Below are 338 nucleotides of genomic sequence, written 5' to 3'. Positions count from 1 at the left end.
TGGAAGAACATTGGCCTGCCGCTTTCTCGTGCCACGCTTGGCAATTGGGTTATCCGAGCTGCCGAGGACTGGCTCATGCCGCTTAAAAAGCGGCTGCAGGAAATCCTTCTGCAACAGGAAATCGTGCATGCGGATGAAACGCCGGTGCAGGTTCATAAGGAAAAGAACCGCAAGAATCCTACGAAATCCTACATGTGGGTATTCAGCAGCGGCGAGTACGAAACGGCACATAAAATCCGCGTCTACGAGTACCAGCCAGGTCGCAGCGGCAGTTACGCTGAGGCACTGCTCAAGGATTTCCACGGCGTCCTCGAAACAGATGGCTACACTGGCTACCA

General features: G+C 54.1%; 1 protein-coding gene. It reads left to right on the top strand.

Features of this window, described 5'->3' with window-relative positions:
- On the top strand, window positions 1–338 hold a 338-nt coding region (locus tag ACE419_RS11665), incomplete at both ends, for an IS66 family transposase (RefSeq protein ID WP_435722088.1).

Source organism: Mitsuokella apri (genome assembly GCF_047974105.1).
Taxonomy (GTDB): domain Bacteria; phylum Bacillota; class Negativicutes; order Selenomonadales; family Selenomonadaceae; genus Mitsuokella.
The sequence above is the reverse complement of the archived record's forward strand: the minus strand, read 5'-3'. Positions and strand labels throughout refer to the sequence as shown.